This window comes from Blastococcus sp. SYSU D00820 (assembly GCF_054050695.1).
Map to the genome: position 1 here is coordinate 73,267 of NZ_JBJGZW010000010.1, position 26,926 is coordinate 100,192.

A 26,926-nucleotide genomic window follows, 5' to 3' on the forward strand; every position below is an offset into this window, starting at 1 on the left:
CGCTGAAGGGCTGAGGACCAGATGGTCCTACCCCGAGGATCTCACCGCGGGTCGGCTGCTTGCTGCCGGACGAGGAGCACGAAAGGCCAACCTGGCCCGCCAGATGTTGCGCGTTCGAGCTCGATGTCCGCGTGAGGCAGGAGGCACCTTTCGGATCAACGAGCGTGCGGGCTGGATCCGACTCGGTCGTTGACGGGTCGACCATACGGTCCGGCCCTGCGCGACCGGGGCAGTGGCCTCGACGAGGGCGCCAGCGCCGACAGCCGGGTCGCGACCGTGGCCGCCGCCTGGCTCGCCGAGGTCGACGACAGCGACCTCGCCGTGGGCACCAAGCGGCTGTACCGATTCACCGCACAGAGCTACGTCATCCCCGGCGTCGGACAACTCCGGCTGCGCGAGATCACCGTGTCCGCCGTCGACCGCCTGTTGATCGCCGTCCGCAGGAGCGACGGCGCCGGCGCTGCCAAGGCCACCCGCTCGGTGCTGTCCGGGATCCTCACCGAGGCCGTCCGTCGTGGAGCCATCCCGACCACCCGGTGCGCGAGGTGGCATCCCGGCGGGTGCACCGGCGCCCCCGCCGGGACCGCGCGCGCTGACGGTCGAGGAGGCGCGCCAGCTGTGCGAGCGGCTCGCCGCGGACGCAGAGGCGGTCGAGCTGGATCTGTCGGACCTGGTCGAGTTCATGTTGGGCACCGGCGTGCGCATCGGCGAGGCGTGCGCGGTCCGCTGGTCGGCCGTGGACCTCCCGGCCAGCACACTGCGCGTCGAGGCCACGCTGATCCGCGTCCCGGGTCAGGGCCTCGAGATCCAGGAGTTTCCCACGACCACGGCCGGTCGGCGGACGATCGCGCCGAGTTCGACTGGGTGAGTTCGCACGTGTTCCGCAAGACGGTGGCGACCCGACTGGACGAGGCGGGGCCGTCCGCCCGGCTGACCTGCGGTCTTGCTCCCCCGATTGGACTCGAACCAATAACCCTGCGATTAACAGTCGCATGCTCTGCCAATTGAGCTACGGGGGATGGGCGGCGAACCGCGCAGGAAGAGACTACCCCACGGGTCCGGCGCACCCGGGGAGGGTCCTCGACGTCGCGGCGCGCGCCCGGGCGGCTTACGGTGATCGTCCCCGACCCTCCCAGATCCAGGAGAGCCCCGTGGCCAAGTTGTCGTTCCTCGCCGGCTTCGGCGCCGGCTACGTCCTCGGCGCGCGGGCCGGGCGGGAGCGCTACGAGCAGATCCGCCGCGCCTGGTCGCAGGCCAAGGACGACCCGCGCCTGCAGGGCGTCGCCGGCATGGCGCAGGCCCGCGCGGACGACGTCCTGAACAGCGTCAAGGCCAAGATGGGCAGCGACGCCCCGAAGTGAGTACGGCCCCGTCCGGAGGCTCGCGGCGAGCTCGCGAGGCGTGAGGGGGACGGGGCCCTTCTCAGTCCGGCCGCTCGGCGGCGACGGCGTCGGCCAGCTTCTGCCGCGCGATCTCCCGCGAGGTGGGGTCGGCGCGGTCGGCGTCGTCGTCGAACACGACGGTCCACTCCCGCGCCGCCTGACCCGGCACCCGCCGGGCCACCAGCAGCACCGCTCCCCCGCTGGGCAGCGGCGAACGCCGGCTGTCCACGACGGTCTGGTCGACCCGCCGGCGCACCACCGCCGGCAGGTCGCCGGCGTCGGCCAGCGCGTACCGCTGCGCGGGCTGCCGGGCCTGGACGCCGGGCTCCACCTCGGCCAGCGGGACGACGACGAAGCTGCCGCCGCCGTCGGCGGTCGCCGTCCAGCGGGCCGAGCCGACCTCGTGCCACCGCAGCACCTCGACGCTCCCGGCGTCGGCCAGCGGCAGGTCGGCCGGCACCCGGCGCAGCCCCTGGGACGTCGCCGCCAGCCAGCCCTCGCCGCGCACCAGCGCGCCCCAGGCCAGCACCCGCTCGTCGGGGTCGGCCGACGCGGCGACGACGGCGCGCACGAGCTCCGGCGGCCGGGTGAACCGGCGGCGGACCCGGTCGAGCACGCTCATGTCGCCAACCCGCCCATCGCCCGCTCGCGCAGCGACCGCGCCTGCTGCTCCAGGGCCAGCAGCTGCATGAACGCCTTGTTGTAGGCGTCGGCCTCCTCGATCGGGTTCATCCGCTGCAGCCGCCCCTTGAGCGCGGCCACCTGCCGGACGGTCGCCATCTCCTGCAGCCGGGCCAGCACCGCGGCGACGTACCCGGCGTCGGCCTCGCCCACCGAGCGCAGCGGCTCGACGGCCAGCGCGGTCAGCTGGGCGCGGGCGGACTCCTGGGGGCAGTGCGCCGCGACCTCGTCCAGCCACGCCGGACCGGTCACGTGGGTGGCCGCCGCTCCCCCGGCCCCGGCGATCGCCGCGGCGACCGCGGCGTAGTCGGGGTCGGTGTAGGCGTCGGGGGCGATCGCGTCGAACGACGGGCCGGCCAGCTCGGGCACCTGCAGCGCCGCCTTGACCGCCTCCCGCTCGACGGCGACCGCGGCGTCGTCCGGAGTGCGCCGCGGGGGGCGCGGCCGGCCGCGCTGCTGGCCCTGGGCGTCGCCGCCCAGCACCCGCCGCACCCGGTCCATCACCTCGGACTCGTCGGTGTTGCCGATCATCCCGGCCAGCTCTCGGGCGTAGGCCGGCCGCAGCGCGTGGTCCTTGATCTGCGCGACCAGCGGCGCGGTCTTCTCCAGCGCGGCGACCCGGCCCTCGACGGTGTCGAGGTCGTAGCCGGCCAGCGTCGTCTTCAGCACGAAGGCGATCAGCGGGGTGCGCCGGGCGACGAGGTCGCGGACGGCGGCGTCGCCGTGCTCCTGGCGCAGCTCGCAGGGATCCCGGCCGTCGGGCTCGACGGCGACGAACGTCTGGCCGACGAAGCGCTGGTCCTCGGCGAAGGTCTTCATCGCCGCGGCCTGCCCGGCCGCGTCGCCGTCGAAGGTGTAGACGACCTCGCCGCGGAACTCGTCCTGGTCCATGAGCAGCCGGCGCAGGACGGCGATGTGCTCGGGCCCGAACGCGGTGCCGCAGGAGGCGACCGCGGTGGTGACGCCGGCCAGGTGGCAGGCCATGACGTCGGTGTAGCCCTCGACGACGACCGCCTGGTGCCGGCGGGCGATGTCGCGCTTGGCGCGGTCGATGCCGTAGAGCACGCTGCTCTTCTTGTACAGCGGCGTCTCGGGGGTGTTGAGGTACTTGGGCCCCTGGTCGTCGTCCATCAGCTTGCGGGCGCCGAAGCCGATGACGTCGCCGGTGATGTCGCGGATCGGCCAGACCAGCCGGCGGTGGAACCGGTCGATCAGCGTGCCGCGGGAGGACTCCTTGGCCAGGCCGGCGGTGACCAGCTCCTGCTGGCTGAAGCCCTTGCCGCGCAGGTGCCGGGTCAGCCCGTCCCAGCCGCCCGGCGCGAACCCGCAGCCGAAGTCGAGGGCGACCTGCCGGTCGAAGCCGCGCTCGGCGAGGAACTGCCGCGCCGGCGCCGCCTCCGGCGTGCGCAGCTGCTCGGCGTAGAACTCCGCGGCCGCGGTGTTCGCCGCGACCAGCCGGGCCCGCTGGCCGCCGGCGCCGCGGTCCGGCGCGGCCGTGGGCCGGCCGCCGTCGTCCTCGTAGTGCAGCTGCACGCCGGCCCGGCCGGCGAGCAGCTCGACGGCCTCGGAGAACGACAGGTGGTCGATCTTCTGGATGAAGGAGATGACGTCGCCGCCTTCTCCGCAGCCGAAGCAGTTCCCGGTGAGGATGTTGTCCTCGAGCGTGAAGGCGTGGGTGCCGGGCACCTCGGCGCAGTAGACGTCTTCGACGCGGTCGGTCCACTCGACCGAGCGGACGACCCAACGCTTGCGTTCGTACTTCTTCCTGTTGGCCAGGATGCGCTCGCGGTGGTGCGTCAGGAGGAAGAAAGAGTCAGGCAGCCCCTTGGTCATGAACCGGACGTTGTAGACGTCGCTCGGGACGCCGTCGATGCCCACTCGCTCCTGCTTGGCGACCCCGTAGGTGCCGATGCCGAGTCGCGTACACAGCCTGCGGACGTACTCGAGGTTCTCGGGGTCGGCGGAGTTGAGGATCGCATCGCCGTCATCGGCCACGCAGCCGTCGGCTGCGAAGTACCCGGCCAACCAACCCAGGAGATAGGAGCCGTCCTCGTCGAGCGACGGCCGTTCGTCCTTGAAGTAGGCAGGCAGGCCGTAGTACTTCGTGACCCCGTCGCCGGTCCAGGAGCGACAGCCGTCGAAGTACCGGGCCAACTCCGCGTCCTTGGCGCCGAAAAGGTTGGCGATCGAGCCCGCACCCGCACGGGTTCCATCACCGAACACGACTCCGCGTGCGATGCCGAACGGCGACGGTTGCGTCGCCGGGTTGAGCACACGGCTCATCGGGAAGGACGGCGACAGCTGATCGCCGGGGCGCAGGTCCTTGGTCAGCTTCTCGCGCCGCTCCTGCCGCAGCTTTCCCGACGGAACGAACCACCGGTGCTCGTCGGTCGCATGCAGCACCTTGGTGCGGCCGTTGCGTGACAGCGTGACCGCCATCAGCCGCTGGACGCCGTAGGCACGGAACGGCGCCTCGACCCAACCGCCGTCCCCGTTCAGCACTCGGACGCTGCGCCCGGCGAGCTCGCGGATGGGCACCACGCCGTCCTCGGTCAGGACGCCGGTCTCCCCCGCCAGGCAGTGGTAGAGGTTCCGCGACGGGGTCACGTGGAAGGACGGCGACTTCTCGTCGTGGAAGGGGCAGAGCCCCTTCAGGCTCCCGCCGCCGGCCCGCTTGAGCTGCAGGTGCTCGCCGACGATGTCGTCGATCTTGCTGCGCTCGCGCACCAGCGCGATGTCGGCGGCCCGGATCCGCCCGCGGCCGGCCATCAGGACGCCCCGCCGACCACGGCAGCGCCGACGCCGGCGGTCACCGCGACCTGGTTGCGCCGACTGACCACGAGCTCGAGCCAGAGCAGGAAGACCTGTGCCTCCAGCGGCAGCGTGCCGTCGACGGTCAGCGTGGGCCGCGGTGACCAGCCGCCGGTGCTGCCGCTCTCGGCCACCACCCGCCCGCCGGAGGTGAACCGGTGGGTCCACTTCCACTTCGAGGCGCTGGTCACCTCGACCGGCGTCCCCGCCAGGTCGGCGGTCCAAGAGCCCTTCCACCACGACGTCTGCGCGGCCCGGAACCGGACGGCGTCCTCTGGCTCCGCGGCCCAGCGTGCGGTGAGCGTCCGCTTCCGGCTGGCGAACACCCACTCCCGGTCTCCCACGACGGCCGTGGCCGCCTCCTTCCAGTTCGCCGCGCGCAGCTGTCCCACGACGGCGCCCTCGCGCAGCACCGGCAGCACGCCCTTGCCGACGCCCGCCGATCCGGCCTTGCCCAGTTCCAGCACGGTGGTGCCCATCGCGCGCTCCTCAGCCCACCCTCGAGGCGCCGGCGACGCTCTCCCCGGTGGCGCGGTACAGCAGGTAGGCCGCGGTCTCCCGGAAGATGTTGAAGAACTGGGTCGCCCGGGTGCGCACCGCCGGCCCCTGCCGGGTCGGTGAGCTCTCCGCGGCCAGGCCCGAGTCCTCGGCCATCCGCTCGGCGCGCATCGCGTGCCACGGGTCGGTCACCAGCACCGCGCTCTCCCATCCGCGCGCGGCGAACTCCCGCGCCACGGCCCGCAGGCTCTCCAGCGTGTCCCTGCCCTCCGGCACGGCCAGCGTGGCGGCCTCGTCGAGCCCGCCCTCGGTCACCAGGTAGTTCTGGCCGGCCCACGCCTCGGTGAACTCGTCGCCCGGTGCCTTGCCGCCGACCGTCACGACCACCGGCGCGACGCCGGCCTCGTACAGCTGGAGCGCGTGCTCCAGCCGGGCCTCGAGGTTGGACGACGGCACGCCGTTGTACTGCGCCGACCCCAGGACGACGATCGCGTCGGACGCCGGCCGCGAGTCCTGCCGCGCCGTCCACCAGATCGCCGCCGCGGTGGAGGCGAACAGCAGCAGCGCGGCGAGGACGACGGCAGCGACCACCCTGACGACCAGGCTCCCCGCGCGCACCCCCACGCGTCATGGGTACCACGCGGCGCCGACCGCCGGGCGCAGCCCGTCGTCAGCCGCCGCCGGGCTCCCCACCCAGCGCCGCGCGGCCGGCCTCCAGTCGTGCGACCGGCACCCGGAACGGCGAGCAGGACACGTAGTCCAGGCCCACCTCGTGGAAGAAGTGCACCGACTCGGGGTCGCCGCCGTGCTCGCCGCAGACGCCGAGCTTGAGGTCCGGCCGGGCCCGCCGGCCGCCCTCGGCCCCGAGCTGCACCAGCCGGCCGACCCCCTCGCGGTCCAGCGACTCGAACGGCGAGATCCCGAAGATCCCCTTGTCCAGGTACTGGTGGAAGAAGGCCGCCTCGACGTCGTCCCGCGAGAAGCCCCACGTCATCTGGGTGAGGTCGTTGGTGCCGAAGGAGAAGAACTCCGCGGAGGAGGCGATCTGCTCCGCGGTCAGCGCCGCCCGCGGCACCTCGATCATCGTGCCGATCATCGTGTGGATGCCGATGCCCTGCTCCTCGCAGACCGATGCCAGCACCCGCTCGGACTCCTCGCGGATCGCCTCGAGCTCCTGCACCGCGCCGACCAGCGGGATCATGATCTCCGGCCGCGGATCGCCGCCGGCGCGCAGCCGCTCGCAGGCCGCCTCGCCGATCGCCCGTACCTGCATCGCGAACAGCCCCGGCACGACCAGGCCCAGCCGCACCCCGCGCAGGCCCAGCATCGGGTTGGACTCGTGCATCGCGCGCACCGCCGCCAGCAGCCGCAGGTTGCCCTCGTCGGGCTCGCCGCGCTCCTCGGCCAGCGCCACGCGCACCGACAGCTCGGTGAGGTCGGGCAGGAACTCGTGCAGCGGCGGGTCCAGCAGCCGGACGGTGACCGGCAGGCCGTCCATGGCCTCGAAGATCTCCAGGAAGTCCTGCTTCTGCAGCGGCTCCAGGGCGTCCAGCGCGGCCTGCCGCTCCTCGTCGCCGTCGGCGAGGATCAGCTTCTCCACCAGCTGCCGCCGGTCGCCGAGGAACATGTGCTCGGTGCGGCACAGGCCGATGCCGCGGGCGCCGAAGCGCCGGGCGCGGGCGGCGTCCTCGGGGGTGTCGGCGTTGGTGCGCACGTCCAGCCGCCGCACCTCGTCGGCGTGGGTGAGGATGCGGTGCACGCTGCGCACCAGGTCGTCGGTGTCCTCGGCGTCCGGGTCGATCTCGCCCTCGAAGTAGCGGACGACGGCCGACGGCTCCACCGGCACCTCGCCGAGCCACACCCGCCCGGTCGACCCGTCGATGGAGATGACGTCGCCCTCCTCGACCACCGTGCCGTCGGGGGCGGTGAACCGCTTGGCCTTGGTGTCGACCTGCAGCTCCTCGGCGCCGCAGACGCAGGTCTTGCCCATCCCGCGGGCGACGACGGCGGCGTGCGAGGTCTTGCCGCCGCGGCTGGTGAGCACGCCCTGCGCGGCGATCATCCCGGAGAGGTCGTCGGGGTTGGTCTCCCGGCGGACGAGGACCACCTTCTCCCCGCGCTCGGCCCAGGCGACGGCGTCGGCCGAGGAGAACACCGCCTTCCCGACCGCGGCGCCCGGCGAGGCGTTCATGCCCTGGGTGAGCTGGGTGGCGTCGCCGCCGGAGACGAACCGGGGGAACATCAGCTGCGCGAGCTGGTCACCGGTGACCCGGCGGACCGCCTCGTCCATGTCGATGAGGCCCTCGTCGACCAGCTGGGTGGCGATCCGGAAGGCCGCCCCCGCGGTGCGCTTGCCCACGCGGGTCTGCAGCATCCAGAGCCTGTTGCGCTCGACGGTGAACTCGATGTCGCACAGGTCGCGGTAGTGGTTCTCCAGCCGCGCCATGATCGACATCAGCTCGCCGTAGGCGCCGGCGTCGATCTGCTCGAGCCGGGCCAGCGGCACGGTGTTGCGGATGCCGGCGACGACGTCCTCCCCCTGCGCGTTCTGCAGGTAGTCGCCGTACACGCCCTGCTCGCCGCTGCCGGGGTCGCGGGTGAAGGCGACCCCGGTGCCGGAGTCCATGCCGAGGTTGCCGAACACCATCGCGCAGACGTTGACCGCCGTGCCGGCGTCGCCGGGGATCCGCTCGCGGCGGCGGTAGATGATCGCGCGCTCGGAGTTCCACGAGTCGAAGACGGCGTTGATCGCCATGTCCATCTGCTCGCGCGGGTCCATCGGGAAGTTCCGGCCGCACTGCTCGCGCACGACCGCCTTGAACCGCGCGACGACGTCCTGCAGGTGCGCGGCGTCGAGGTCGAGGTCGGAGTCGGTGCCCTGCTCGGCCTTGACCTCGTCGAGCGCGTGCTCGAACAGGTCGCCGTCGATGCCGAGCACGGTCTTGCCGAACATCTGGATCAGCCGGCGGTAGGAGTCCCAGGCGAACCGCTCGCTGCCGGACTGGGCGGCCAGCCCGCGGACCGACTCGTCGTTGAGCCCGACGTTGAGGACGGTCTCCATCATCCCCGGCATCGACGCCGCGGCTCCCGACCGGACCGACACCAGCAGCGGGTCGGCCGGGTCGCCCAGCGCCTTGCCCATCGCCTTCTCCAGCGCGGTCAGGTGCTCGGAGACCTGGTCGGCGAGGTCGGGCGGGGTCTGCCCGTGGGCGAGGTAGTGGCGGCAGGCGTCGGTGGTGATGGTGAAGCCCGGCGGGACGGGCAGCCCCAGGTTGGTCATCTCGGCGAGGTTCGCGCCCTTGCCGCCGAGCAGGTCCTTCTGGTCCTTGCTGCCCTCGCTGAAGTCGTAGACCCACTTCGTCGGGGACCCCGCCGTCGTACCCGTCACGGGCTGGCACCTCCAGGCTCGTCGACCGGGCCCCGGGGCCGGACCGGCCCCGGGGCGCTGTGGATCGTCGATCGTGCCCTATCCGCGATCATGGTGCACCGGCTCGCCGCCGGCCGATCGCGGCGCCGGGCGCCCCGCTCAGAACAGGGCGTCCCCGCAGATCCGCCAGCCGCGCTCGTCGACGACCGGCAGCTCGAACGAGCCCTGGCTGCCGTCGGTGGCGGTGAAGGTCACCGGCACGAGGTAGCCGGGGCGCCCGTCGGGCAGCGTGGTCTCGGTGCCCTCGCCCACCTCGAAGGTGCTCACCGGCACCGCCCCGGCGTCGAGCTCGGCCTGGATCTGGTCCTCGGTGACGTTGGCCCGGGCGGACTCGCAGGTGAGCTCGTAGATGCGCTCGCCGTCGCGGTCGACGATCGAGGCGAAGACGCCCTCGACGGCGCCCTCCGGGCTGCCGGCGCCGCGGTCGGAGACGATCAGGAAGCCGATGACGGCGAACGCGATGGTCAGCAGGACGACGATGGTGCCGACGATGAGCCCGGTGCGGTTCTTCGGCGAGGGAGCCGGGGACCGGTAGTTCGGGAAGCCGACCGCCAGCGGGCCGCCCTGCTGCGCCGCCTGCTGCGGCGTGGGGGCGTACTGGGGCTGCGGAGCCAGCTGCACCTGCCCGGGGAAACCGACCTGCGTCGGCGCGGCCGGGGGCTGCGGACCTCCGGCCGGGGGAACGGGGGGCTGGGCGTACGGCGGCTGGGACAACGGAGGTTCCTCTCGAGCAGGCCCGGGGGTCTCCCGACGGGCGGCGCCATGGTGGCAGGCGCGACCGCTTCTCGGAAGGCCTCCGGGCGCCGTCCGGAGGTGATCCGGACCGGCGTCAGGCGCCCGGCGCGATCCCGCAGACCCGGGGCCCGTCCTCGTTGACGACCGTCAGCGTGGTGGTCTGCTCATCGCCGTCCGCCGACCACACGACGGTCACCTGCTGCACGGTGTCGCCGTCCACCTCGCCCTCGCGGACGCCGGTGACCTCGGGCGTGCCGGGCCGGGTGTAGGCGCCGGTCAGGTCGTCGTCGGCGAGGCGGGCGCGCTCGTCCAGGCAGAGCATCTGGGTGGCGGTGTCCGTGTCGCCGTCGGCCAGCGACGCGAGCAGGACGTCGACCGCGGCGGTGGCCTGCTCCTCGGCGGTGCCCTTGACCAGCGGCAGGACGACGACGGCGGCGACGGCGACCAGCGCGGTGCCGCCCATGATCGCCACGAGCAGCCCGCGGCGGGACCGCGGGGTGCCGGTGTGCGGCGACGTCGGCCCGTCGTCGTAGAGGTAGGGACCGGGATCGGTGCTCATCCGCCACCCACCAGCAGCTCGGCGCCGGCCGGGGGCCGGGGGTCGTCACGGTCGAGCAGCCAGCCCTCGGGCAGGGCCACCGGGCGCGGCGAGCTCGTGCGACCGCGCGGGCCGCCGAGCACCGCGGTCGGGTACGGCTGGTCGGGGATGTCGGCGAGCAGGGTGGCCAGCTCGTCGAGCGAGGAGACCATCGCCAGCGCGCGGCGGGTGTCCGAGCCGACGGAGAAGCCCTTGAGGTACCAGGCCACGTGCTTGCGGAAGTCGGTGCAGCCGTGCAGCTCGCCCTGCTCGGCGGAGAGCAGCTCGGCGTGCCGGTACATGATCGCCGCGACCTCGCCCATCGTGGGCAGCGCGCGGCGGCTCTCCCCCGCGAACGCCGCGGCGAGGTCGCCGAACAGCCAGGGGCGGCCCAGGCAACCGCGGCCGATGACGACGCCGGCGCAGCCGGTCTCGGCGACCAGCCGCAGCGCGTCGTCGGCCTCCCAGACGTCGCCGTTGCCCAGCACCGGGATGTCCACGGCCTCCACCAGCCGGGCGATCGGCGCCCAGTCCGCCGTCCCGCTGTAGAGCTGGTCGGCGGTGCGCCCGTGCAGGGTGATCGCCGCGGCGCCCTCGTCCTGGGCGATCCGGCCGGCGTCGAGGTAGGTGACGTGCTCGGCGTCGATGCCGATGCGGGTCTTGATGGTGACCGGGACGTCGCGGGCGGCACGCACCGCCGACCGCACGATGTCGGCCAGCAGCCGCCGGCGCCACGGCAGCGCCGAGCCGCCGCCCTTGCGGGTCACCTTGGGCACCGGGCAGCCGAAGTTGAGGTCGATGTGTGCCGGGCGCACGCCGGCGACGTGCTCGTCGACCAGCATCTCCACCGCGCGCCCGACGGTGGCCGGGTCGACGCCGTAGAGCTGGACGGAGAAGCCGGCGTCGGCCTCCTCCGGCGTCGCCTGGATCATCCGCAGCGTCTTCTCGTTGCGCTCCACCAGCGCCCGCGTGGTGATCATCTCGCAGACGTAGAGCCCGGCTCCGAACTCGCGGCACAGCGTGCGGAAGGCCGGGTTGGTGATGCCGGCCATCGGCGCGAGCACGACCGCGGGGTCGACGGTGAGCGGCCCGAGCCGGAGCGGCGGGAGGGCCGTCGTCGTCGGCTCGAGGGTGGCGGTCACGGGTTCCAGGGTAGGTGGCCGGGCACGGCCGGCCCGGGGCAGGCTGCCGGGGTGCGCACGGACTGGGACCACAACCGCTGGTACCACCGCCTCCTGCTGCGCGCGGTCCCGGAGGGCGCGGGGCGGGTGCTGGACGTCGGCTGCGGCGCCGGTGACCTCGCCGCCGCGCTGGCCCGCCGGGTGCCGCAGGTGGACGCCGTCGACCGGTCGCCGGAGATGGTCGAGGCCGCCCGGCGCCGGGTGCCGCCGCAGGTGACGCTGCACCGGGCGGACGTCACCACGCTCGACCTGCCCGCCGGTGCGTTCGACGCGGTGGTCTCGATGGCGGTGCTGCACCACCTGACCCTGGAGACGGCGCTGCCGCGGATGGCCGGCTGGCTGCGCCCCGGTGGCGTGCTGGCCGCCGTCGCCCTGCCGCGGGTCGACCTGCCGCGCGACCTGCCGGTGGAGCTGGCCGCCGCAGCGGCGCACCACCTGCTCGGTGCGGGGCTGGCCGGCCTGCGCGCGGTCGGCGGTCCGGCCCTGCTGGCGCACGGACCCGAGCACGACCGGATGCCGGTGCAGGACGGCGCGCTCACCACCCGGGAGGTGCGCGCCGCCGCAGCGGCGCTGCTGCCCGGCGTCCGGGTGCGGCGGCTGCTCCTCTGGCGCTACCTGCTCACCTGGCGCCGGCCGTGACCGGCGCCAGGTGAGCCGGCTCAGCAGCCGGGCAGGCGAGCGGCCAGGTAGGACTCCACCTGGCCGAGGGCCACCCGCTCCTGGCTCATCGAGTCGCGCTCGCGCACGGTCACCGCGTCGTCGGTGAGGGTGTCGAAGTCGACGGTGAGGCAGAACGGCGTCCCGACCTCGTCCTGCCGCCGGTACCGGCGGCCGATGGCGCCGGCGTCGTCGAAGTCGACGTTCCAGTTGCGGCGCAGCTGGGCGGCGAGGTCGCGCGCCTTGGGCGAGAGGTCGGCGTTGCGCGACAGCGGGAGGACGGCGGCCTTCACCGGCGCCAGCCGGGGGTCCAGCCGCAGCACCGTGCGGGTGTCCACCCCGCCCTTGGCGTTGGGCGCCTCGTCCTCGGTGTAGGCCTCGATGAGGAAGGCCATCAGCGAGCGGGTCAGCCCGGCTGCCGGCTCGATGACGTACGGCGTCCAGCGGGTGTTGGTGGCCTGGTCGAAGTAGGACAGGTCCACGCCCGAGTGCTGCGTGTGGGTGGAGAGGTCGAAGTCGGTGCGGTTGGCGATGCCCTCGAGCTCACCCCACTCCGAGCCCTGGAAGCCGAAGCGGTACTCGATGTCGACGGTGCGCTTGGAGTAGTGGGAGAGCTTCTCCTTGGCGTGCTCGTAGTGCCGCAGGTTGTCCGGGGAGATGCCCAGGTCGGTGTACCAGCGGGTGCGCTCGTCGATCCAGTACTGGTGCCACTCCTCGTCGCTGCCCGGCTCGACGAAGAACTCCATCTCCATCTGCTCGAACTCGCGGGTGCGGAAGATGAAGTTGCCCGGCGTGATCTCGTTGCGGAACGACTTGCCGATCTGGCCGATGCCGAACGGCGGCTTCTTGCGGGCCGCGCCCATCACGTTGGCGAAGTTGACGAAGATGCCCTGCGCGGTCTCCGGGCGCAGGTAGTGCAGCCCCGACTCGTCCTCGACCGGGCCGAGGTAGGTCTTGAGCATCATGTTGAAGTCGCGCGGCTCGGTCCACGCGCCCTTGGTGCCGCAGTTCGGGCAGCTGATGTCGGCCAGGCCGTTCTCCGGGGCCCGGCCCTTCTTCGCCTCGAACTCCTCCTCGAGGTGGTCGGCCCGGAAGCGCTTGTGGCAGCTCTGGCACTCCGTCAGCGGGTCGGTGAAGACGCCGACGTGGCCCGAGGCCACCCAGGTCTGGCGCGGCAGGATCACCGAGGAGTCCAGGCCCACGATGTCGTCCCGGCTCTGGACGACGGTGCGCCACCACTGCTTCTTGATGTTCTCCTTGAGCTCCACGCCCAGCGGCCCGTAGTCCCACGCGGAGCGGGTACCGCCGTAGATCTCCCCGGACGGGAACACGAAGCCCCGTCGCTTGCAGAGGTTGACGACCTTGTCGAGGCGGGCGGCGTCGTGCTTGGCGGTGCTCACGGGGTGGAGGCTCCATCCGGCTGGCGGTCGGTGGTTGACCCGTCCACGGTAGTGCGACCCCGCCGGCGCGCCGTCGGTCGGTGACGGCGGGCGGGCCAGGAGCCGCCGTGCCGGCTGTCGCCGTGGCACCCGGGCGACACCGCCGCGATCACCTAGCGTGCTCGGCCATGCCGTTCCTGTTCCGCTCGGGCGCTGCCGACGTTCCCGCCCCGCTGCCCTACGACGCCGCCTCCCCCGAGGGCCTGGCCGCCCGCTGGGTGCAGTGGGTAGCTGCTGCAGGTCCGCTGAAGAACCCGGTGGAGGACGAGGACGGCCGGTTCGCGGCGGAGAACCAGCCCGAGGACGTGTGGTTCCTCGCCGGGTCCAGTGGCCGGCCCCGGGCCCGCGACTGCGTCGTGCCGGCCGGCCGGCCGCTGTTCCTCCCCGCGGTCAACATGTGGGAGTGGCCGGCCGAGGGACCGCCGCCGGTCCTGGAGGAGGCGTACGGCTCGGTCCTCCTCGACGGGGTCCCCCAGCAGCTGCAGGAGATCGGCACGCCGGTGCCCTTCGTGGTCACCGGGGCGCGACTCAACGGGGTCACCGGCCGCAAGCGCCCGATGCCGACCACCGTCTGGGGCCTGTGGGCGCTGATCGCCGCGCCGGCACAGGGTGCGCACGAGGTGCGGATCCAGGGCGGTGACGGGTTCGGGTTCGAGGTGGACGTCACCTACCGGCTGGTCGTCGGCGGTGCCGGTCCGGTCTACTCCGGCAGGTAGACGCCCGGCTCGTCGAGCGCGTACACCCACACCGGGGCGCCGGCGATCTTGACCTCGGCCGCCGACAGCGCGCGGCGGTAGGCGCCCACGCCGTCCCACCGGGTCAGCAGCACCCACAGGGTCGGATCCTCGGCGGCGCGGCCGAGGTCGCCGTCCCGGAACCCGGGGCGGGCGGCGAGGGCGGCCAGCAGCGCGCGGGCGTCCCGGGCCAGGGCGGCGTCGTCTTCCGCGGGGACGCGCAACCTCGTGACGGCGAACACGTCGGCATCGTCGCAGACCAGCGCGTCGCGGCCGCCTGTCACCATGGCGACCATGGCCCGCAGCACCCGGCAGCGCGAAGCCGTGCGCGCCGTCTTCCAGGACCTGGACGGATTCCACAGCGCGCAGGAGGTGCACGCCCGGCTCCGGGAGGCCGGCGACCCCGTGGGGCTGTCCACCGTCTACCGGGCGGTGCAGTCGCTGGCCGACGACGGCGAGCTCGACTCGATCCGCACCGAGACCGGCGAGGCGCTGTACCGGCGCTGCAGCCCCCAGCACCACCACCACCTGGTCTGCCGGCAGTGCGGCCGCACCGTCGAGGTGGCCGGCCCCGCCGTGGAGCAGTGGGCCGACCGGGTGGCCGGCGAGCACGGCTTCGCCGACGTCCGCCACACCCTGGAGATCTTCGGCACCTGCGCGGCCTGCCGCGCCGCCTGAGCACCCGCCGAACGGCCGACGGCCGGCCCCCGGGATGCCCGGGGACCGGCCGTCGGCCGTTCGTGCGGAGAGGTCAGCTCTGGAGGGTCTCGAAGTTGTCCACGAGGAGGTCCTCGGTGACGTAGACCCGGAGCGTGATCGTGCCGCCGCTGGTCTCCAGGTCGACGGTGATCACGTCACTGCTGGAGGCCGAGTCGTACTCGATGCTGACCAGCGAGGCTCCCTCGAGCTCCTGGTTGTCGAGGATCCCCTGCACCCAGACGGCGACCAGGAACTCGGTCGGGTCGGCGCCCTGCTCGGCGGCCGCCTCCTCGATGATCGCCTGCAGGTTCGGGCCGGTGAGGTCCCACGCGGTGGCGCCGTCACCGGCGGCCAGCGAGCCGAGCCAGACGTCGGCGACGTCGAGCGAGCCGTCGATCTGCCCCTCGTCGTCGCCCTGCGGGGCGTCGGTGTTCATGGGCGGGGGCTCGGCGCCGGTCGGGATGTTCATCTCGTCCGGGTCGATCTCGCCCATCATCCCGCCCATCTCCTCGGAGGCGGGGGCCGCGCTCGTGGTGGTGGTGCCACCGGCGGTCTGGGTGGGGGCCTCGTCGTCGTCGCGGAGCAGGAAGAACAGCAGGACGCCGACGCCGGCGAGGACGACGACGAGCGCGGTGATGATCCAGGGCAGCGCGCTCTTCTTCTGCGGCGGCTGGCCGTAGCCGCCCGGGCCGCCGTAGCCGCCGGGGCCCCCGTAGCCGCCGCCGGGCGGAGGCGGCGGGCCGCCGTACCCGCCGGGCTGGCCGTACTGGCCGGGGCCGGGCTGGCCGTACTGACCGGGCTGGCCGTACTGGCCGCCGTACTGAGGCTGGCTCATGGTGCGTCTCTCGTCTCTCGGTGGTTCGGGGGGCGAGGAGCCCCGGAGCAAGGCAGCAAGGTAGCCATGCGCCGCCCCCGCCGATACGGGTTCGTGCGCGCCGAGCGTCACAGGTACGTCACGAAACGACGCAGAGGTCACCCGGACGGCGCAACAGGCACCAGGCTGTTGCGGTCACGCACGCCTACGGCCAGGGCGCTGGTCGATGATCGACCGCGTCCCTAGACTCCGCCGCGACCCCGCACCGGCGCCTTCGGACGAGCGCCCGAGCTGCGGCACACGGAGGGTCTGCACACGTGGAGTTGGAACAGTTCGGCCCCTACCGCATCGAGGCGCTCCTCGGTCGCGGCGGGATGGGCGAGGTCTACAAGGCGTTCGACACCGAGCACGACCGGGTCGTGGCGCTGAAGGTCCTCTCCGAGGCCCTGGCGGCCGACAAGGGCTATCGGGAGCGGTTCCGCCGGGAGGCGCACCTGGCGGCCCGGCTCAACGAGCCGCACATCGTGCCCATCCACCGCTACGGCGAGATCGAGGGCCGGCTCTTCCTCGACATGCGGCTGGTCCCGGGCCGGGACGTCGCGGCGGTGCTCGCCGAGGAGGGCCCGATGGAGCCGGCGCGCGCGGTCTCGGTGGTCAGCCAGACCGCCCGGGCGCTGGACTCCGCCCACGCCGACGGCCTGGTGCACCGCGACGTCAAGCCCTCGAACGTGCTGATCACCGGCACCGGCGACGACGAGTTCGTCTACCTGGTCGACTTCGGCATCGCGCGCTCCACCACCGACCAGGCCGGCCCCGCGCTGACCCAGACCGGTGCCGCCCTCGGGTCGTTCGACTACATGGCGCCCGAGCGGTTCCTCGAGAAGCCGATCGACAAGCGGGTCGACGTCTACGCCCTGGCCTGCGTGCTGTTCGAGTGCCTGACCGCCCGGCGCCCGTTCACCGGTGACGGCCTGGCCACGCTGATGTACGCGCACCTGAACACCGAGCCGACCGCGCCGTCGTCGGTGCGCCCGGGCCTCCCCCGCGCTCTCGACGAGGTCGTGCTCAAGGGCCTGGCCAAGGACCCCGACGAGCGCTACTCGACCTGCGGCGAGCTCGCCGCCGCGGCGCGGGCGGCCCTGCGCAGCTCCGGCGTCTCCGAGACGCCGATGCCGGCGGCCCCGCCCACCTCGGTGACCCCGCTCCCGCCGGTGCGGCCGCAGACGGTCGGCTTCTCCAACCCCGGCACCGGCTACGGCCCACCGTCCAACCCCGGCACCGCCGGCGGCTTCGGCCCGCCGTCCAACCCGGGTGGGTACGGCCCGCCGTCCAACCCCGGCACCGCGGGCGGCTTCGGTCCGCCGTCCAACCCCGGCTTCGTGCCGCAGGGCCCCGGCGGCACCACCGGCGGCGGGTTCGGGCCGCCGCCGCAGGGCTTCGCGCAGGTGCCCGGCGGCACCAGCGGCGGCGGCTTCCCGCCCCAGGGGCCCGGCGGCACGACGGGGTTCGGTCCGCACGGCTCGTCCCCCTCGGGCAGCGGCAGGGGGAAGTCGAAGCTGCCCCTGATCCTGGCCGGGGTGGCCGCGCTGGTCGTGCTCGCGGTCGTGCTGGTCATCGTGCTGACCAGCGGCGGCAGCGAGGACCCCGGCCGCAACGACGCCGGCGGGACGACGACCCCGGTGACGACGACGCCGCCCAGCACTCCCCCGTCGACGCCGCCCAGTGACCCGCCCGTCGACGACGAGGAGACGCTGCGGTCGATCGTCCCCGGCGGCTTCGACGCCGAGGAGTGCCAGACCGGCGACCCGACCGGCGACGGCGCGCTGGCGGTGCTCGAGTGCGGCCCGGCGATCAGCTCGCCCGGACCGGAGGGCTCGGTGTTCTACCTGTACGAGGACGCCGCCACCCTCGACGACGTCTTCCTCGCGGACATGGAGCGCAACAACGTCGCACCGCTGCCCAGCGGCGTGCTGTGCCCCGATGCCCAGGGCTACGGGTACTACACGATCGACGGTGAGCGCGCCGGCCGCCTGGCCTGCTACATCGACCCCGACGACCAGACCGCCATCCTCATCTGGACCCAGGACGACGTCAGCGCCGAGGGCCTCGTAGGCATCGTCGGCGGCGGGCAGGAGGGGCTGCAGACCCTCTACGACTGGTGGACCGTCCAGGGCAACAGCGACTTCGCCGAGCGCTGACCGGCTCCGCACGCACGAGGGCCCCTCTCCTCCCGTCCGGGAGGAGAGGGGCCCTCGTCGTCGGGCGTCCGGTCAGGCCGGCGCGGCTCCGAGCGCGGCCGCCGCGAGGGCGTCCAGCCGCTGGGCGACCTGCTCGGCGGTCGCCGGGCGCTGCCCGACCGGCGCCAGGCAGTCGCTGACCAGCGCGGCCTCCTCGTGGGTGAGCCCCGTTGCCAGCGCCGGCTCGGCGCTCATCACCTTGCGGATGGCCAGCAGCGGCTCGCTGTCGGGCAGCTCGCCGTACAGGCCGTTCCCGGTGAGCGCGCGGTGCAGCGTCGCGCCGAGGGCGAAGACCTCGGTCGCCCGCGACGGGCGCTCCCCGCGCAGCAGCGCCGGGTCGAGGAACTCCACCGAGGCGGCGCTGGCCATGCCGGTCAGCGTGACGCCCGGGGTGAGGAAGCGGGCCAGGCCCAGGTCGGACAGCTTGCCGCCGTCCTCGGTGAGCAGGATGTTGGCCGGCTTGAGGTCGCCGTGGGTGAGGCCGGCCTCGTGCAGGGCGTGCAGCGCGTGCGCGGCGTGGGCCACCGCGCGCAGCACCTCCCCCCGGGACAGCGGCCGCGCCGGCGCGGCCAGCGAGCCGAGGGGGCAGTACTCCATGGCGTACAGGAAGCTGTCCTGCAGCACCGCGTCGTAGACCCGCACCAGGTAGGGCGAGTTGACCTGGGCGAAGGCCCGCAGCTCGCGGACGCCGCGCTCGTAGGCCTGCTCGCTGTGCGAGCCGGTGAAAACCTTGACCGCCACGTACTCGTCGGGCAGGCCGAGCCGGGCCGGCGGGCGGGCCAGGTAGAACCGGCCGTTGTTGCCCTCGCCGAGCACCCGGATGACCTGGTAGTCAGCGATGGTGGCAGGCGCCGCGCCCACCAGGCCGACGGCATCCATGCATGTCCTCCTGAAGCTGTTCTGATCCCCGGTCACCCGGGCTGCCACGGATCGGCAGCGGGTCAGTCTGCCCGCGCCGGGGCCTCGCGGGAAGGGAGTCGGGCGCGCCGCCCGCCACGGCCGCACGTACCGCGCTCGCGGAACCGCCACGGGGGTTGCCCCGCCGCTAGCATCCGCGCCCGGAACCGGCCTCTGCCGTGTCCCGGGCCCCGGGAGGGGCCCTCCGCCCGCACGCCGGGCCCCGGACTCCGCGGCCCGCCCGTCCCACCTCGGAGTCCCCGTGGAGTCCCGCCCCATCGCCGAGATCATCGCCTACGTCTTCGTCGACCTGGCCGTGATCATCGTGCTGGCCCGCCTCATGGGCCGGCTCGCCATCAAGGTCGGCCAACCGGCCGTCGTCGGCGAGATCATCGCCGGCATCATGCTGGGCCCCACTCTGCTGGGTGCGCTGCCCGGCGACCTGGACACCCTGCTGTTCCCGACCGACATCAAGCCGTTCCTGAACGTGCTGGCCCAGCTGGGTCTGGTCCTGTTCATGTTCCTGGTCGGCCTGGAGGTCGACCTCTCGTTCATCAAGGGCAGGGAACGGGTCGCCGCCTCGGTGTCGATCGCGTCGATCATCCTGCCGTTCTCCCTCGGCGTGCTGCTCGCGCTGTACCTGCACCAGCGGCACGACGTGGTCGAGGGCGAAGGCGTCAGCTTCCTCGGGTTCGCGCTGTTCCTCGGCGTCGCCATGTCCATCACCGCGTTCCCGGTACTGGCACGCATCCTGGCCGAGCGGAACATGCACCGGATCCCCACCGGCGTGCTGAGCCTGGCCTGCGCCGCCGTGGACGACGTCCTGGCCTGGTCGCTGCTGGCGGTCGTGGTGGCCATCGTGGCCGCCACCTCGTTCACCGGGGTCATCCAGATCCTGGCGTTCTCCGTGCTGTTCGCGCTGGTGATGTTCCTCGTGGTCAAGCCGCTCCTGCGGGCGCTGGTCACCTACCGCGAGCGGTTCGGCCGGGTCACCCCGGACATGCTCGCCGTCGTCCTGGTCGGCCTGCTGCTCAGCGCCTGGGTGGCCGAGGAGATCGGCATCCACTTCATCTTCGGTGCCTTCCTCTTCGGCGTGGTGATGCCACGGAAGAACGCCGCGAAGCTGACCCACGAGATCACCGAGCAGCTGGAGCAGGTCAGCGTGCTCCTGCTGCTGCCGGTCTTCTTCGTCATCACCGGCTCCAACGTCGACGTCGGCGCGGTCGGCCTCATCGGGATCTGGGAGCTCTTCCTGATCCTGCTGGTCGCGATCTCCGGCAAGTTCATCGGCGCGTTCGCCGCCGCCCGCGCGCAGCGGGTGCCCCAGCGGCAGGCCACCGCCCTGGCCATCCTGATGAACACCCGCGGGCTCACCGAGCTGGTCATCCTCAACATCGGCCGCGACCTCGGCGTGCTCGACGGCGACATGTTCACGCTCATGGTGATCATGGCCGTGGTGACCACCGTGATGGCGTCGCCGCTGCTCAACCTCGTGTACCCGAAGCGGATCCTCGACCGGGACATCGCCGCCGCGGAGCGGCAGGCCATGGGGCTCACCGACGCCTACACGGTCATGGTCGTGGTCGACGACCCGCACAAGGACGCCGGGCTGGCCGACCTCGCCTGCGACCTGGTCGGGCGCGAGCAGCCGGCGCAGGTGGTGCTCACCCGCGTCGTCCGCCGCACGCAGCCCAAGCCGGAGGTCGCCAGCGGCCTGGGTGCCGACCTGGTGCTCATGGCCACCGCCGCCGACGAGCTGCGCGCCCTGGCCCGGCAGGTCGAGGCCCGCGGGCTCAAGGCCTCCGTGGCGTCCCGTTTCAGCGACGCGCCCTGGGCGGAGGTCGTCGACCTGGCCGCCAGCACCGACGCCGACGTCGTGCTCGTCCGCGCCGGCTGGGGCGTGCCCGAGGGTGCGACCGGCACCCCGTGGCCGGCCGAGATGCAGGGCACGGTCGTGCAGGTCCACGGCGAGCTCGGCGAGCCCGGCCTCACCCCGCGGGGTCCGGTGAGCGTGGTCCAGGACTCCGACGCCGACGGGCGGGCCGCGCTGCGGCTGGCCGCGCAGGCGTCGCTGGGCCGCAGCGTGCCGCTGCAGCTGCAGGCCGGCGACGGCTGGCGGGCCGAGCGGCGCGCGGCCGGGGTCGCGGAGACGCTGCGTCGCGCCGGCGTGGTGCTGGCCGCGGACGGCGACGCGGCGACGCTGCCGTCGCTGCTCGTCGCCCCCGCAGGCGCTGCCGTGACCTCGGGCGACGACCTCACCCCGGTGCTGCTGGTGCACGCCGGCCGGGCCGACAGCGACCGGGACATGGACGAGACCCTCGCCGGGATCAGCTCCGGTGGCGCCTCCGCCTGATCGCACCGACCGACGGCGCCCGTGCCCTCCCCGAGGGGGCACGGGCGCCGTTGCGTCGGGACACCGGCCGGCGGGTGCCCGCACACGACAGCGCCCGCGCCCTCGGGGTGAGGGCGCGGGCGCTGTGCGTCAGCGGGTCAGCAGCCGCCGTGCGGTGACGGGGTCAGTAGCCGCCGTGCGGTGACTCGAAGGCGAACTGGCGGCCACCCATGCGCACGGTCATGCCCGGGGTGAGCTGCACCGGCTGCCCCGGCACCAGCGAGGTCCACGACGGCGCACCGCGCGGGGCCACCAGGGTGCCGTTGGCCGAGCCGGTGTCGACCAGGACGACGTCCCAGCCCTCCAGCCGGACCTCGGCGTGGTGCCGGCTGACACCCCCGGTCTGGTCGACGACCAGCAGCGGCCGCAGCTCACCGGCACGCACCCGCTCGTCGGTCTCCGGCTCCCGGCCCAGCAGGTAGTCGGCGTCCAGGCTGACGGTGGCGCCGTTGTCGAAGACCAGCAGCCCCAGCGGCGGCCGGACGCCCTCGACGAAGACGGCGGTCTGCTGCGTGGTGCGGATGCCGCACTGGGCGCAGAAGAGCACGCGCGGGTCGTTGAGGTGCCCGTTCTTGCAGAGGATGCCCTTGACCTTGGGCCGGGCGTCCCCCTCCTCCTTGACGAGGGCGGCCGGCGGCTGCTCCTCCGAGACGACGGGCAGGGGCGCGCGCGGCGGCTCGACCTCGTCGGCCGGCGGCGGGCTGACGAACGACACCGCGCGGGCCGGCGGGGGCAGCTCGACCGGCGGGGGCGCCGGCGGCGGTACGGGTGCGGCCACCGGGGCGGGCGCCGCCGCGTGGGCGTGCCCGGCGTGGTCACCGTGGTCGTGCCCCGCGTGGTCGTGCCCGGCGTGGTCGTGGTCGGCGTGGTCGTGCACGGCCGGCGCGGGCGCCGGCGGTGCCGCGGGCGCCGGCGGGACGGCGCTGCGGGCCGGCGCGATCGGCGGGATCGAGGTGCGCGGCGGCACCAGGGCGCCGAGGTCGGCCACCACCGTCCCCCCGGTGACGGCGGGCGGCGTGGGCACCGGCGTCGGCGCCGGCACGGGCGCCGGGGAGAGCACCGCGGCGGCGCCGGGCACGGCACCGGCCTCGAGGTCGGCCAGCGGGTGCGGGCCCATGTCGCCGCCCGATCCGACCGACAGCCGCAGCGCGGCCGGCGGCCAGTCGACCAGGCGGTCGAGGTAGGGGCTGCCGTCGTCCAGCGGCGACCCCTCGGCGGGGGTCAGCCGCAGCCCGAGGTCGGGCACCTCCGCGGCGCCCTTGCCCCACAGGGCGAGGGCCAGGCCCTCCTCGGTGGCGGCGGCGACCGCGAACGACGGCGCGTCGGTGGCCGTGGGCAGCCAGCTGCGCAGCTCGGTGTGCAGGCGGCGGCCCGGCGCGCGGCTGCCGGCGGCGGAGACCCGGCGGCAGAGGCCGATCAGCTCGCCGACGCGCCGGTCACCGGCAGGCGCGGCCGCGGGGGCCGGCGCGGCCGGCGCCCCCCAGCCGCCGAGCTTGGGCCCCGGCGCGGGGACGGGCGTGCCGGTGGCGTCGACGGCGACCACGAGCACGATCCCCGGCATGCGGACCACGAGGTCCTCGCCGGTGGTCACCGCGACGGCGACCTGGTCGAACGGCGGAACGGTGGCGGCCTGTCCGGCCGCCGCGGGAACGGCGGGGTTGACCATCAGACGAGCCGCCCCCCGTTGATCCGCCAGTGGATGAACGGCACCCGCATCGGGCCGTTGGCGACCAGCCAGACCAGCAGCCAGGTGGTGACGAAGTGGATGACGAAGGCGGGACCGGCGATGCCGTCGATCCACGGGATCGCGCCACCGGCAAAGAGGAACCACACGAGGAGGCCCTCGTTGATACCGGTCAGGAAGCCGAAGATCGTCGGCCAGTCCTTCTCCCAGCGGAACTGCTGGATGCCGTGGTACAGCAGCTCCCACAGCACGCCCAGCACCGTCGTCACGAGGATGACGGAGAAGGTCGCGGCGTAGGAGGCGCCGATGCCGACGCCCGTCGGGAGGATGGGCGTGATGATCAGGGTCCAGATCGAACCGACCACGACCAGCAGGAAGATCCTGGTCTGGATGCGGCCGTTGAGGGTGGGGAGCACGGTCGTCTCTCTCGGTCGTCGCGGGCGTCAGCGGGGCGAGGGCGTCAGATCTGCTTGTTCCGGGCCCACTTCCACCACTGGCTGATCGACCGCCCCGGTCCGAGCTTCTGCGCGAAGCCCTGCTTGATCAGGTCGTCGGCGATCTCCTGGGCGGCGATCTGCAGCCCGAAGAAGGTGTCGACGCCCGGGAACGGGCCACCGAGGGTGGCGCTGCCCGAGGCGTAGATCTTGCCGCCGTTCTGCGCGCCGATGAGCTCGAAGTTCCGGTCGACGTTGAGCCGGCCGACCGGGTTGCGGCCGACGTTGGAGTGGTCGAGCAGGTCCGCGAGCACCCGGTGCTCGCGGATGTCGGCCTCCAGGCCGGTGCAGTCGATGACGAAGTCGAACGTGCCCAGCTGCGGGCCCTGGTCGCTGGACACCGCCACCTCGACGAGGTCGCCGACCGGCCGCATGTTGTCGATCTGGCCGATCATCACGCGGTACCAGCCCTCGCGGCGGCCGCGGTCCAGCTGCTCGAGCCAGTCGTTGCGGAAGGGGGTGTTGGTGCCGCCCATCTCCTTGTAGAGACGGGCCCGCTCCTCCCCCTCGGACTTGCGGACCTGCTGCTTGAGCTGGCCGCCCCATACCGACTTGGGGTAGTTGAAGCCCTGGTAGGCCCAGCCGTCGGCGCCCTTGCGGCGCTTGAAGATGCCGGCGCCGTGCGGCTTGTCCACGTAGGTGCGGAACAGGTGCACGATCTGCGTCTGCAGACCCCGCTGGTCACGGTCGTCGATCAGCCGCTGCAGCACGCGGGAGGCGACGATGCCGCCGCCGCGGATCAGCACGGTGCCCGGGCGGGCGTGCAGTCGCTCGTAGACGTGCTCGTGCGGCTCGTAGGCGTTCACGACCTTGTGGAAGTCGTTGTACTCCTGCCGGTACTTCTGCAGGTCGGGCAGGAACTTCAGCCCGGGGTAGCCGACGGCGACGTGCACCCACTGGCTGCGGTAGGCGATGCGGCGCGTCGAGGCCGCGCCCTCCGGCGGGGTGAGGATGGTGAAGTACCCCCCGCCCACCCGGCGGCGGACCATGCGCACCTGGCCGTGCACCACCATCTCGGGGTACCGGATCCGGTACATCTCGCGCTCCATCGAGGTGAACGCGTGACCGGCCTTGGGCGTGTAGTACCGGGCGAAGATCGGCTCGACGAAGACGTTCCAGAGCTGCTTGAGGTTCCCCTGCATGCCCTCGCGGAAGGCGTAGCTGGGGAAGCCCCAGATGTTGTCCGGCGTCGACGAGGAGTCCGACCTCAGGCGCTCGCCGCGGGGGATCTGGGAGACCGTCGTCAGGTACTCGTAGCTCTCCCAGGGCGTCTTCAGCGGGGTGAGCACCCGCATGGCCGTGGTGGGCACCCCGCAGATGCGGAGGTAGTCCACGGTCACGAACGACCCGATGCCACCGCCGAAGGTGACGAACGGGACGTCGATGATGGGGATGCCGGCTTCGGCCACCATCTGGTCGGTCCAGAAGTCACTGGCGATCAGCTGGTCGTTGAGGTCACCGGGCTGGTGGGGCGCCGAGGGGTTCTGGGCGTGCTGGGGCGCGATCGTGCTCTCGCTCACGGTGGGTGGTCCGTCCTCTTCCAGGGGAGTCGCCACTGTCGGGCGACCGCCGCACCCCTGTCAACGGGATCGAGCGCGCCGCGTCGAACCGTTTCCTCCCTGTTCCCGGCAGCCTCTCGGACGCCGTCCGGGCAGGTCACCGGACGCAGGGAGCTGTCCGGTGCGCGACCGGCGCCCTAGACTGCGGCGGCGCGCCGGCGCCTGCAGGAGCGCCCTGTGCCGTGCCGCCGCGTCCTGGCGGGAGGTCGTGGGTGGAGTTCCGTGAGTTCGGCCCCTACCGCATCGAGGAGCTCCTCGGTCGCGGCGGCATGGGCGAGGTCTACCGCGCCTTCGACACCGAGCACCAGCGCACGGTGGCGCTCAAGGTGCTCACCGAGTCCCTCGCTGCGGACCGCAGCTACCGCGAGCGCTTCCGCCGGGAGGCCTACGCCGCGGCCCGCCTCAGCGAGCCGCACATCGTGCCCATCCACCGCTACGGCGAGATCGACGGGCGGCTGTTCCTCGACATGCGGCTGGTCCGCGGCCGCGACCTCGCCGCGGTCATCTCCGAGGACGGCCCGCTGGCCCCGCCCCGCGCGGTGTCGATCGTCGGCCAGGTCGCCCACGCCCTGGACGCCGCGCACACCGAGGGCCTGGTGCACCGCGACGTGAAGCCCTCCAACGTGCTGGTCTGCAGCTCCACCGGCGACGCCGACCCCGACGACGACGAGTTCGTCTACCTCGTCGACTTCGGCATCGCCCGGGCGATCATGGACGACGAGCTGCCCGCCCTCACCCAGGTCGGCTCGGCGGTCGGCAGCTTCGACTACATGGCGCCCGAGCGGTTCCTGGAGCAGCCCGCGGACGCCCGCAGCGACGTCTACTCCCTGGCCTGCGTGCTGTTCGAGAGCCTCACCGGCCGCCGTCCGTTCACCGTCACCGACCTGGCCCCGCTGATGTGGGCCCACCTGAACGAGACCCCGCCGGCGGTGAGCGTGCTGCGCCCCGACGTGCCCGCCGCGCTCGACGAGGTGGTGGCCAAGGGCCTGGCCAAGGACCCCGAGGAGCGCTGGCGCTCGGCCGGGGCGCTGGCGTCGGCGGCCCGCCGGGCGCTCACCACGGCCGGGCTGACCCCGCGCAGCACCGTCGTCCCGCCGCCGGTCACCGACGGCGCGCGGGTGCCGGCGCAGGCCGTGGGCCTGTCCGACCCGGGGCGGCCGATGCCCCCGCCGGGCCCGGATCCCGCCGCGACCGTCGGCGCGCCGGCCCCGACGCCGGCCCCGGCGCCGATCCCGCCGCCGTCGGGGCGCGGGTCCTCCGCGTCGGGCCTGGGCACTTCGCCGGGCGGCGACCCCGGAGGCAGCCCGTCGACCACCGTGCTCCCCCAGGTGCCCCCGCCGGCGCCGTTCGGCCCCGGTCCCGGCGGGCCCGGCGGAACCGGCGAGGCCGGGGTGCCGCCCGCGGCCGGCGGGGACGGGAAGCGCTCCCGCGGCCCGCGGGTGGCGACGGCGCTGGTGTGGGCGGCCGCCGCGCTGGTGGCGGTGCTCACCGCGGTGCTGGTGCTCGTGCAGTCGGGCAGCGAGTCCTCGGCGCAGCAGCCGCCGGACCCGCCGACGGAGGGCCCGCAGCACGACGACCTGCTCGCCATCCTCCCCGCGGACTACTCCCCCGAGGACTGCGAGCCCGCGCCCCCGGCCGACGACGGCGAGGTCGCCGCGGTCGACTGCGGCCCCAGCGCCACCCAGCCGGGGCCGATGCTCTCGCGGTTCTACCTCTACCCCGACGGCGACATGGCCGACCGGGCCTTCCGCGCCGACGTCGGCCGGCTGGGCCTGCCCGAGCTGCCGGCGGACACGGTCTGCCCGTCGTCCCAGGGTTACTACGAGTGGTCGCTGGAGGACATCGGCTCGGGGCAGGTCGCCTGCTACGTCGACCAGGAGAACGACGCCGTGCTCATCTGGACCGAGACCGAGGACGGCGTCGAGGGCATCGTCCGCATCCGCGACGGCGGCACCCAGGGGCTGGTGCAGCTGGCCGAGTGGTGGAACGACACCGACGTGGCCACCTTCGGCAGCTAGGCCCCGGCGG

General features: G+C 73.8%; 23 protein-coding genes and 1 tRNA gene. 8 read left to right on the forward strand and 16 right to left on the reverse strand.

What is annotated here, in order from left to right; all coding sequences use genetic code 11:
* Positions 1-514 precede the first annotated feature (514 nt).
* On the forward strand, positions 515-868 hold the full coding sequence (locus tag ACI79R_RS12570; RefSeq protein WP_456573962.1) for a tyrosine-type recombinase/integrase: 354 nt from the start codon (positions 515-517) through the stop codon (positions 866-868).
* A 78-nt stretch (positions 869-946) separates the two neighbouring features.
* On the opposite strand, the gene ACI79R_RS12575 is transcribed toward ACI79R_RS12570, so the two are convergent.
* Positions 947-1,019 (reverse strand) — tRNA-Asn (locus tag ACI79R_RS12575).
* A gap of 132 nt (positions 1,020-1,151) precedes the next feature.
* Between ACI79R_RS12575 and ACI79R_RS12580 the strand changes: the two genes are divergently transcribed.
* Positions 1,152-1,361 (forward strand): hypothetical protein, encoded by a 210-nt coding sequence (locus ACI79R_RS12580; RefSeq protein ID WP_456573963.1) that lies wholly within the window; start codon positions 1,152-1,154, stop codon positions 1,359-1,361.
* Positions 1,362-1,422: 61 nt separating this feature from the next.
* On the opposite strand, the gene ACI79R_RS12585 is transcribed toward ACI79R_RS12580, so the two are convergent.
* From ACI79R_RS12585 to dusB, 8 genes are all read right to left on the reverse strand, one after another.
* Positions 1,423-2,004, reverse strand: a complete 582-nt coding sequence (locus ACI79R_RS12585; protein WP_456573964.1) for a hypothetical protein — start codon at positions 2,002-2,004, stop codon at positions 1,423-1,425.
* Positions 2,001-4,832 carry a DNA primase gene (gene dnaG / locus ACI79R_RS12590; RefSeq protein WP_456573965.1) on the reverse strand — a complete coding sequence of 944 codons (2,832 nt, stop codon included), beginning with the start codon at positions 4,830-4,832 and terminating at the stop codon, positions 2,001-2,003. The genes ACI79R_RS12585 and dnaG overlap by 4 nt, the downstream gene beginning before the upstream one ends.
* The gene (locus ACI79R_RS12595) at positions 4,832-5,353 is read right to left on the reverse strand and encodes a hypothetical protein (RefSeq protein ID WP_456573966.1); all 522 of its coding nucleotides are present in this window, start codon (positions 5,351-5,353) and stop codon (positions 4,832-4,834) included. Before ACI79R_RS12595 ends, dnaG begins: the two co-directional genes overlap by 1 nt.
* A gap of 10 nt (positions 5,354-5,363) precedes the next feature.
* Positions 5,364-5,996 (reverse strand): YdcF family protein, encoded by a 633-nt coding sequence (locus tag ACI79R_RS12600; protein WP_456573967.1) that lies wholly within the window; start codon positions 5,994-5,996, stop codon positions 5,364-5,366.
* A 46-nt stretch (positions 5,997-6,042) separates the two neighbouring features.
* Entirely contained in the window at positions 6,043-8,760 is a 2,718-nt protein-coding gene (gene ppdK, locus ACI79R_RS12605) for a pyruvate, phosphate dikinase (protein WP_456573968.1), read from the reverse strand.
* A 138-nt stretch (positions 8,761-8,898) separates the two neighbouring features.
* Entirely contained in the window at positions 8,899-9,513 is a 615-nt protein-coding gene (locus ACI79R_RS12610) for a hypothetical protein (RefSeq protein WP_456573969.1), read from the reverse strand.
* 115 nt (positions 9,514-9,628) lie between these two features.
* Entirely contained in the window at positions 9,629-10,093 is a 465-nt protein-coding gene (locus ACI79R_RS12615) for an Rv0361 family membrane protein (RefSeq protein WP_456573970.1), read from the reverse strand.
* A complete protein-coding gene (dusB, locus tag ACI79R_RS12620) occupies positions 10,090-11,253 on the reverse strand; it encodes a tRNA dihydrouridine synthase DusB (RefSeq protein WP_456573971.1) in 1,164 nt (387 codons plus the stop codon). The genes ACI79R_RS12615 and dusB overlap by 4 nt, the downstream gene beginning before the upstream one ends.
* A gap of 51 nt (positions 11,254-11,304) precedes the next feature.
* Here dusB and ACI79R_RS12625 point away from each other — a divergent pair, with 51 nt between their 5' ends.
* The gene (locus ACI79R_RS12625) at positions 11,305-11,931 is read left to right on the forward strand and encodes a class I SAM-dependent methyltransferase (RefSeq protein WP_456573972.1); all 627 of its coding nucleotides are present in this window, start codon (positions 11,305-11,307) and stop codon (positions 11,929-11,931) included.
* A gap of 20 nt (positions 11,932-11,951) precedes the next feature.
* On the opposite strand, the gene ACI79R_RS12630 is transcribed toward ACI79R_RS12625, so the two are convergent.
* Entirely contained in the window at positions 11,952-13,349 is a 1,398-nt protein-coding gene (locus ACI79R_RS12630; RefSeq protein WP_456573973.1) for a glycine--tRNA ligase, read from the reverse strand.
* Positions 13,350-13,516: 167 nt separating this feature from the next.
* On the opposite strand from ACI79R_RS12630, the gene ACI79R_RS12635 reads away from it, so the two are divergent.
* Positions 13,517-14,104, forward strand: a complete 588-nt coding sequence (locus ACI79R_RS12635) for a hypothetical protein (protein ID WP_456573974.1) — start codon at positions 13,517-13,519, stop codon at positions 14,102-14,104.
* Here the strand turns inward: ACI79R_RS12635 and ACI79R_RS12640 are convergent.
* A complete protein-coding gene (locus tag ACI79R_RS12640) occupies positions 14,089-14,406 on the reverse strand; it encodes an antibiotic biosynthesis monooxygenase (RefSeq protein WP_456573975.1) in 318 nt (105 codons plus the stop codon). The genes ACI79R_RS12635 and ACI79R_RS12640 overlap by 16 nt on opposite strands.
* A 10-nt stretch (positions 14,407-14,416) precedes the next feature.
* On the opposite strand from ACI79R_RS12640, the gene ACI79R_RS12645 reads away from it, so the two are divergent.
* Entirely contained in the window at positions 14,417-14,800 is a 384-nt protein-coding gene (locus ACI79R_RS12645) for a Fur family transcriptional regulator (RefSeq protein ID WP_456573976.1), read from the forward strand.
* Positions 14,801-14,873: 73 nt separating this feature from the next.
* Here the strand turns inward: ACI79R_RS12645 and ACI79R_RS12650 are convergent, their stop codons facing one another.
* Positions 14,874-15,656: a hypothetical protein gene (locus ACI79R_RS12650; protein WP_456573977.1), complete on the reverse strand. Its 783-nt coding sequence runs from the start codon at positions 15,654-15,656 to the stop codon at positions 14,874-14,876.
* A gap of 296 nt (positions 15,657-15,952) precedes the next feature.
* Between ACI79R_RS12650 and ACI79R_RS12655 the strand changes: the two genes are divergently transcribed.
* Positions 15,953-17,833: a serine/threonine-protein kinase gene (locus tag ACI79R_RS12655; RefSeq protein ID WP_456573978.1), complete on the forward strand. Its 1,881-nt coding sequence runs from the start codon at positions 15,953-15,955 to the stop codon at positions 17,831-17,833.
* Positions 17,834-17,905: 72 nt separating this feature from the next.
* Here the strand turns inward: ACI79R_RS12655 and ACI79R_RS12660 are convergent, their stop codons facing one another.
* Complete coding sequence (locus ACI79R_RS12660) at positions 17,906-18,751, reverse strand: protein kinase domain-containing protein (protein WP_456573979.1); 846 nt, start codon at positions 18,749-18,751, stop codon at positions 17,906-17,908.
* Positions 18,752-19,031: 280 nt separating this feature from the next.
* On the opposite strand from ACI79R_RS12660, the gene ACI79R_RS12665 reads away from it, so the two are divergent.
* Positions 19,032-21,122, forward strand: a complete 2,091-nt coding sequence (locus tag ACI79R_RS12665) for a cation:proton antiporter (protein WP_456573980.1) — start codon at positions 19,032-19,034, stop codon at positions 21,120-21,122.
* A gap of 163 nt (positions 21,123-21,285) precedes the next feature.
* Here the strand turns inward: ACI79R_RS12665 and ACI79R_RS12670 are convergent, their stop codons facing one another.
* Genes ACI79R_RS12670 through ACI79R_RS12680 form a run of 3 tightly spaced genes read right to left on the reverse strand, consistent with a single transcriptional unit; the run spans position 21,286 to position 24,859 of the window.
* On the reverse strand, positions 21,286-22,827 hold the full coding sequence (locus tag ACI79R_RS12670) for an FHA domain-containing protein (protein ID WP_456573981.1): 1,542 nt from the start codon (positions 22,825-22,827) through the stop codon (positions 21,286-21,288).
* Positions 22,827-23,261 carry a hypothetical protein gene (locus ACI79R_RS12675; RefSeq protein ID WP_456573982.1) on the reverse strand — a complete coding sequence of 145 codons (435 nt, stop codon included), beginning with the start codon at positions 23,259-23,261 and terminating at the stop codon, positions 22,827-22,829. The genes ACI79R_RS12670 and ACI79R_RS12675 overlap by 1 nt, the downstream gene beginning before the upstream one ends.
* 44 nt (positions 23,262-23,305) lie before the next feature.
* A complete protein-coding gene (locus ACI79R_RS12680; protein ID WP_456573983.1) occupies positions 23,306-24,859 on the reverse strand; it encodes a hypothetical protein in 1,554 nt (517 codons plus the stop codon).
* A gap of 251 nt (positions 24,860-25,110) precedes the next feature.
* On the opposite strand from ACI79R_RS12680, the gene ACI79R_RS12685 reads away from it, so the two are divergent.
* Positions 25,111-26,916, forward strand: a complete 1,806-nt coding sequence (locus ACI79R_RS12685; protein ID WP_456573984.1) for a serine/threonine-protein kinase — start codon at positions 25,111-25,113, stop codon at positions 26,914-26,916.
* Positions 26,917-26,926 lie beyond the last annotated feature (10 nt).

Coding starts and splice junctions, on each gene's coding strand:
- ACI79R_RS12585 (WP_456573964.1), bottom strand. CDS start 2,004: ATGAGCGTGCTCGACCGGGTCCGCCGCCGGTTCACCCGGCCGCCGGAG.
- dnaG (WP_456573965.1), bottom strand. CDS start 4,832: ATGGCCGGCCGCGGGCGGATCCGGGCCGCCGACATCGCGCTGGTGCGC.
- ACI79R_RS12595 (WP_456573966.1), bottom strand. CDS start 5,353: ATGGGCACCACCGTGCTGGAACTGGGCAAGGCCGGATCGGCGGGCGTC.
- ACI79R_RS12615 (WP_456573970.1), bottom strand. CDS start 10,093: ATGAGCACCGATCCCGGTCCCTACCTCTACGACGACGGGCCGACGTCG.
- ACI79R_RS12635 (WP_456573974.1), top strand. CDS start 13,517: ATGCCGTTCCTGTTCCGCTCGGGCGCTGCCGACGTTCCCGCCCCGCTG.
- ACI79R_RS12645 (WP_456573976.1), top strand. CDS start 14,417: ATGGCCCGCAGCACCCGGCAGCGCGAAGCCGTGCGCGCCGTCTTCCAG.
- ACI79R_RS12650 (WP_456573977.1), bottom strand. CDS start 15,656: ATGAGCCAGCCTCAGTACGGCGGCCAGTACGGCCAGCCCGGTCAGTAC.
- ACI79R_RS12660 (WP_456573979.1), bottom strand. CDS start 18,751: ATGGATGCCGTCGGCCTGGTGGGCGCGGCGCCTGCCACCATCGCTGAC.
- ACI79R_RS12670 (WP_456573981.1), bottom strand. CDS start 22,827: ATGGTCAACCCCGCCGTTCCCGCGGCGGCCGGACAGGCCGCCACCGTT.